At 31.6% G+C, this 5,787-nt stretch carries 4 protein-coding genes and 1 CRISPR repeat array; all 4 genes read left to right on the top strand.

Translation table 11 applies throughout. From position 1 onward, the window contains the following. The first annotated feature begins 30 nt into the window (after window positions 1-30). Window positions 31-441, top strand: a complete 411-nt coding sequence (locus tag ACAG39_12330; protein MEZ0538008.1) for a type II toxin-antitoxin system HicB family antitoxin — start codon at window positions 31-33, stop codon at window positions 439-441. A gap of 647 nt (window positions 442-1,088) precedes the next feature. Beyond that, window positions 1,089-1,583, top strand: a complete 495-nt coding sequence (cas4, locus tag ACAG39_12335) for a CRISPR-associated protein Cas4 (protein MEZ0538009.1) — start codon at window positions 1,089-1,091, stop codon at window positions 1,581-1,583. After that, the gene (gene cas1b / locus ACAG39_12340) at window positions 1,580-2,572 is read left to right on the top strand and encodes a type I-B CRISPR-associated endonuclease Cas1b (protein ID MEZ0538010.1); all 993 of its coding nucleotides are present in this window, start codon (window positions 1,580-1,582) and stop codon (window positions 2,570-2,572) included. The genes cas4 and cas1b overlap by 4 nt, the downstream gene beginning before the upstream one ends. Window positions 2,573-2,583: 11 nt before the next feature. Further along, complete coding sequence (cas2, locus tag ACAG39_12345) at window positions 2,584-2,847, top strand: CRISPR-associated endonuclease Cas2 (protein MEZ0538011.1); 264 nt, start codon at window positions 2,584-2,586, stop codon at window positions 2,845-2,847. A gap of 585 nt (window positions 2,848-3,432) precedes the next feature. Beyond that, window positions 3,433-5,725: direct repeats of the CRISPR family, unit length 30 nt; unit sequence GTTCTTAGCCTACCTATTAGGGATTGAAAC. Window positions 5,726-5,787 lie beyond the last annotated feature (62 nt).

Here is a 5,787-nt window from a genome sequence, read left to right on the forward strand (position 1 = left end):
TAAATAATATATCGAAAAGGAGGTATTAGAATGGCTAAGTATGTTTATCCAGCAATATTTCAAACCGAAGATGTCGGTGGTTACTCTGTATCGTTTCCTGACCTTTTAGGATGTTATACAGAAGGAGACAGCCTTGAAGAAGCCATAGAAATGGCCAGAGATGCTTTGGGTCTTTATCTTTACTCCCTTGAAGAAGATAAAGCACCAATACCAACACCTTCAAAACCCGAACAAATACAAACAATGCCCGGGCAATTTATTACTTTTATCGATATTGATATGATAGAATATCGCAAAAAACATGATAATCGTGCAGTCAAAAAAACACTTACAATACCAGCTTGGTTAAATACTATTGCAGAAAATAATAATATTAACTTTTCTCAAATTTTACAAAATGCCTTAATTGAACATCTCAATTTAAAAGATGCACAAAAATAATAATGACGTTTCAAAAGGGAGAGGATATTTTCTCTCCCTTTTGCACTTTGTCATATCACTCTTTTATTTTAACCAACTTGTTCTGTATCGCCAACATGATTACTAAGCGTTTTTAGCCTGCCTCTAAGGGTTATGCTAACACAACCGTTGTAGTATTCTCTTGTTCATAACTTACCCATTAGGATCAAGCATAATATCCTATAACCATGAACAATGAGAGGAAAATAAAAATGTACAAATAATTATGTAATATGGAAAAGTTCCCATCGGTTAATAATACGTAAAAGTCTTTTTCGATGGGACTTTTTTAGTGAAATTTTTTCTTCGCATAAATAATGATTTTATTTTATGTATTAATACACTATAATAGTAATTAATAGAAAAATATTAATTAACAGTATAGAACTGAATGAAATACAATAAATCCATATGACATGGGTAAATGGGTAGCTAACTCAATAATGGAATTAGGAAAAATGTAGAAAACAAGAAATAGTGATGCAATTATATACTTAGTATATATAAAACAGATGTTGAAAAAGTTATTGCAATAAGATTTTAATATCAGAATGATTATAAAAATATTTACTACTAAATGTTTGCTATTAGGTAAAAACTGGATATACACTCAAAGGAGTATTAGCAATATGGTAAATATAACAGGTAGCCTTTTTCAATCTTATTTAATTTGCAAAAGGCAAGTATGGTTAATGGCACATAAAATAGTTCCAGATCAAGAACATCCTCTTATTGAATTAGGAAGAATTATTGATCAAGAATCTTACAAAAGAGATAAAAAGAATATCTTTTTTGAAGGCGTTACCATTGATATGGTAAAAAAACAGGAAGGAACATTTATAATATGTGAAATAAAAAAAAGCTCAAAAGCCTTAGACGCAGCAAAATTACAGCTTGAGTTTTACCTTTATAGGCTTTTGCAAAAAGGAATTGATGTAAAGGGTGAAATCCTTGTTCCAGAAGAAAAGAAGAGAACACTGGTTGAACTAAATGGAGAAAATATATTAAAAATTGAAGATATTATAAAGGATATAGAAAAAATAACTACATTAGAAAAACCACCAGAACTTGCGAAAAATAAATATTGCAAAAATTGTGGATATAAGGAGTTTTGCTGGTCATGAAAAATACTATTTATATCTTTTCTGATGGAGAGCTTAAAAGAAAAGATAATACAATATTTTTTGAAAACGAAAACGGAAAGAAATTTATTCCGGTAGAAAATACAAGTGAAATTATGATTTTTGGAGAGGTTACATTAAATAAAAGATTTTTAGAATTTTTAACTCAAAGTGAAATAATTTTGCATTTTTTTAATAGATATGAATACTATGTCGGTTCTTATTATCCTCGTGAGCATCTAAACTCTGGATATGTAATATTAAAACAAGCCGAACATTATAATGACCAAAATAAAAGACTTTTTTTGGCTCAAAAGTTTATTGAAGGGTCATACAAAAATATGATTGTAGTATTAAAATATTACAACAATAGAGGTACTGATCTAAACAAAATTATATTAAGTATAGAAGAACTTTCAAAGAAAATTTATGATACAAAAAGTATTTCAGAACTAATGGCATATGAAGGTAATATCAGAGATATATACTATTTAGCATTTGATAACATTATTGGTATAGAAGAATTTAATTTTCAAAGAAGAACAAAAAGACCGCCATTAAATTATCTTAATACATTAATAAGTTTTGGGAATTCGCTTATTTATACAACTGTTTTAAGTGAGATTTATAAAACGCATCTTGATCCAAGAATTGGATATCTGCACTCAACCAATTTCAGAAGTTTTACTTTAAATCTTGATATTGCTGAAATTTTTAAGCCTATTATTGTCGATAGGATAATATTTTCACTCTTAGGTAGGAAAAAGATTTCAACTGATGATTTTGAAAATAATCTTGAGGGTATTATTTTAAAGGAAAAAGGTATGAAAACTTTTGTTGAAGAATTTCAAAGCAAATTAGAAACAGTAATAAATCATCCCCATATAGGGAAATCTGCAACATACAGGACAATTATTAGAATGGAGGCATATAAAATTGAAAAGCATATAATTGGTGATGAAGAATATAACCCATTTATAAGTCAATGGTAGAGAGGTTTAATATGTTTGTGATATTTGTCTATGATGTAAATCAAAAAAGGGTAAATAAAGTCCTAAAAACTGCCAGAAAGTATTTGAATTGGGTTCAAAATTCGGTGCTTGAAGGCGAAATTACTGAAGGTAATTTTAAAAAACTTAAAATTGAATTAAAAAGGATAATAAAAGAAGATGAAGATTCTTTAATATTTTATACATTTGAGTCACTTAAATATTCAAGCCGAGAGATTATTGGATTAAAAAAAGGTGGAGAGGAATTAATATTGTAAGAATTGAGCCAATGGGGACGGTTCTGATTGGCTTCTCATTTCCGAAACAAACAGCGAAAGTCTGGTTTGGCCAATCTACCATCTACCGAACATATGTAATTATGATTAGTTTACTGTGGATATACAAAAATATATCAATAGGTCCAATATTCTATAGTTTTATTTTTTAATATTAAAAAAGCAAAATTATTAGATGAAAAGCGGGATGGAATTTAAATTATAAATTATGTTACTATTAAAAAGTTGAATATTTAGAATTGTAATAACAATATAAAATAAAAATACATTTAGTATAAACAATATTTTATAACTAAAATAATATTAAAAGATGCATTTTTTAAGTATAAAAAAGAGAGAAAATAAGCGTATATATATAAAAAATAATAATGAATAAATATAAAATCGCTAATAAAATATCTCCTGTCGACCTAAGATAATGTAAAAACCCCTGGAGGTCGACAGGAAATTTTTTTTATCATCAAATACTTGACAAGACTATAATAAGTGGTAAAATTTAATTATTACAGGATTATTACAAAACGAACGATGCATATATATGCTATAGATATATCAAGCCCTCCACGTGTTCTTAGCCTACCTATTAGGGATTGAAACTAAGTTAAATCATATACTTCTAATAAATTAGGCACGTTCTTAGCCTACCTATTAGGGATTGAAACTCTCTAAGCCTTAAAGGTAGAACTAATTCTAAGTTTGTTCTTAGCCTACCTATTAGGGATTGAAACTGTACACGTGAGTCCTATCATAGGAACCCATCCAGCGTTCTTAGCCTACCTATTAGGGATTGAAACATTGTTGGTGAATTTAAAGAAGAAAAGAAAGATTTTGTTCTTAGCCTACCTATTAGGGATTGAAACTTGATAACATTTTCTATGTTGTCAATATAATTATTTTTGTTCTTAGCCTACCTATTAGGGATTGAAACCAATTTTGGCATCAGTAATACTACCATCAGCAATTTGGTTCTTAGCCTACCTATTAGGGATTGAAACCACCTTCACCATCTCCTTTCAAGCCCAGCCATGCACGGTTCTTAGCCTACCTATTAGGGATTGAAACAAGTTTTTTCCATTTCCCTATCCATTTTTTTATCCCCGTTCTTAGCCTACCTATTAGGGATTGAAACATAACTACAGTTAAAATACAAGATGGATCTATAACTAGTTCTTAGCCTACCTATTAGGGATTGAAACATAAACTCATAATTGTAGGAACAAACTGAATAACCAAAGTTCTTAGCCTACCTATTAGGGATTGAAACAGTATAAATAATTTGCTTTTATGAAGCGTTGGCAAAGTTCTTAGCCTACCTATTAGGGATTGAAACGGCAGCCGCTTGAAGAACTCCAAGCGGGCTGCCTTGTTCTTAGCCTACCTATTAGGGATTGAAACCTACGCTTGGGGAGCGGACATTACTCTGAAAAACAACGGTTCTTAGCCTACCTATTAGGGATTGAAACTGCCTGAACAACAAAAGAAAGCTTTGCAAGAATTAGTGTTCTTAGCCTACCTATTAGGGATTGAAACTTTGCATAATAAATTTGGCGATGTATTACCTGAAGGTTCTTAGCCTACCTATTAGGGATTGAAACTATATTGACGGGTACTGGTTGGAATGTGGGTGTTATAGTTCTTAGCCTACCTATTAGGGATTGAAACCCAGATGAGAAATACAAAGAATTTTTACAAAAACATTGTTCTTAGCCTACCTATTAGGGATTGAAACCTCTTTAGCGTCGTAGCCAAGCTGAGCTAGATATTCTTGTTCTTAGCCTACCTATTAGGGATTGAAACAAGAGGCTCACCTCTCTTTCTTCTTTCTCAGATTTTCGTTCTTAGCCTACCTATTAGGGATTGAAACTAATTTCTACCCTATTTACGACTGGAAAACGGAAGGTTCTTAGCCTACCTATTAGGGATTGAAACATGTAAAGCCTTGCACAATATCAAACATTGTTGCTTGTTCTTAGCCTACCTATTAGGGATTGAAACCGCCGCACCATCAAAGCCCTTGAATTTGTTGCCAGCGGGTTCTTAGCCTACCTATTAGGGATTGAAACTTTGGATTTGTGCATAAGGAAACTGGGTTAAGGCGTTTGTTCTTAGCCTACCTATTAGGGATTGAAACCTCTCTTTCTCTCTTTCTTTTCTCTCGGCGTTGCGTGTTCTTAGCCTACCTATTAGGGATTGAAACTCTTCTCTCCCCTCGCTTTCTTTATAGTTTCCCTTGTTCTTAGCCTACCTATTAGGGATTGAAACGATGGTAACTACGATAAAGCAGTCGCAAATGCCATAGGTTCTTAGCCTACCTATTAGGGATTGAAACCTTTAATATTTTTGCCAATAAAAAAGCAACTGCACGTTCTTAGCCTACCTATTAGGGATTGAAACGGTACAAAAATATTATCTAAAATCTGTTCTATTTTTTGTTCTTAGCCTACCTATTAGGGATTGAAACAAGAAACTTTTAAACAAGCAGATAAAGCTGTAAAAGGTTCTTAGCCTACCTATTAGGGATTGAAACTTGATAGGCACTTTTCTTACTCCGCCATGCAAATTCGTTCTTAGCCTACCTATTAGGGATTGAAACTCATCACAATTACTAATCCCTTCTAAACCACATTCGTTCTTAGCCTACCTATTAGGGATTGAAACTTTATCAACAACGCAACCTTAGAAAATGTAGAATCAGAGTTCTTAGCCTACCTATTAGGGATTGAAACGGAAAAAACAAGATTAACGAAAGTGATGAAGTAGAAACGTTCTTAGCCTACCTATAAGGGATTGAAACATCATATATGCTCATCCTTTCTATACCCAGAATAACAATCTTAGCCTACCTATAAGGGACATGTAAAATAATGCTTGTAATAACAATCTGTTTACGTATAAATATCATATTAAGCTAATCAACTCTTC

It is taken from the genome of Caldicellulosiruptoraceae bacterium PP1 (genome assembly GCA_041320695.1).
Taxonomy (GTDB): Bacteria; Bacillota; Thermoanaerobacteria; order Caldicellulosiruptorales; family Caldicellulosiruptoraceae; genus JBGGOQ01.

What these genes read in the sequence shown, in the direction of transcription:
- ACAG39_12330 (MEZ0538008.1), top strand. Translation starts at nt 31, where the DNA reads ATGGCTAAGTATGTTTATCCAGCAATATTTCAAACCGAAGATGTCGGT.
- cas4 (MEZ0538009.1), top strand. Translation starts at nt 1,089, where the DNA reads ATGGTAAATATAACAGGTAGCCTTTTTCAATCTTATTTAATTTGCAAA.
- cas1b (MEZ0538010.1), top strand. Translation starts at nt 1,580, where the DNA reads ATGAAAAATACTATTTATATCTTTTCTGATGGAGAGCTTAAAAGAAAA.
- cas2 (MEZ0538011.1), top strand. Translation starts at nt 2,584, where the DNA reads ATGTTTGTGATATTTGTCTATGATGTAAATCAAAAAAGGGTAAATAAA.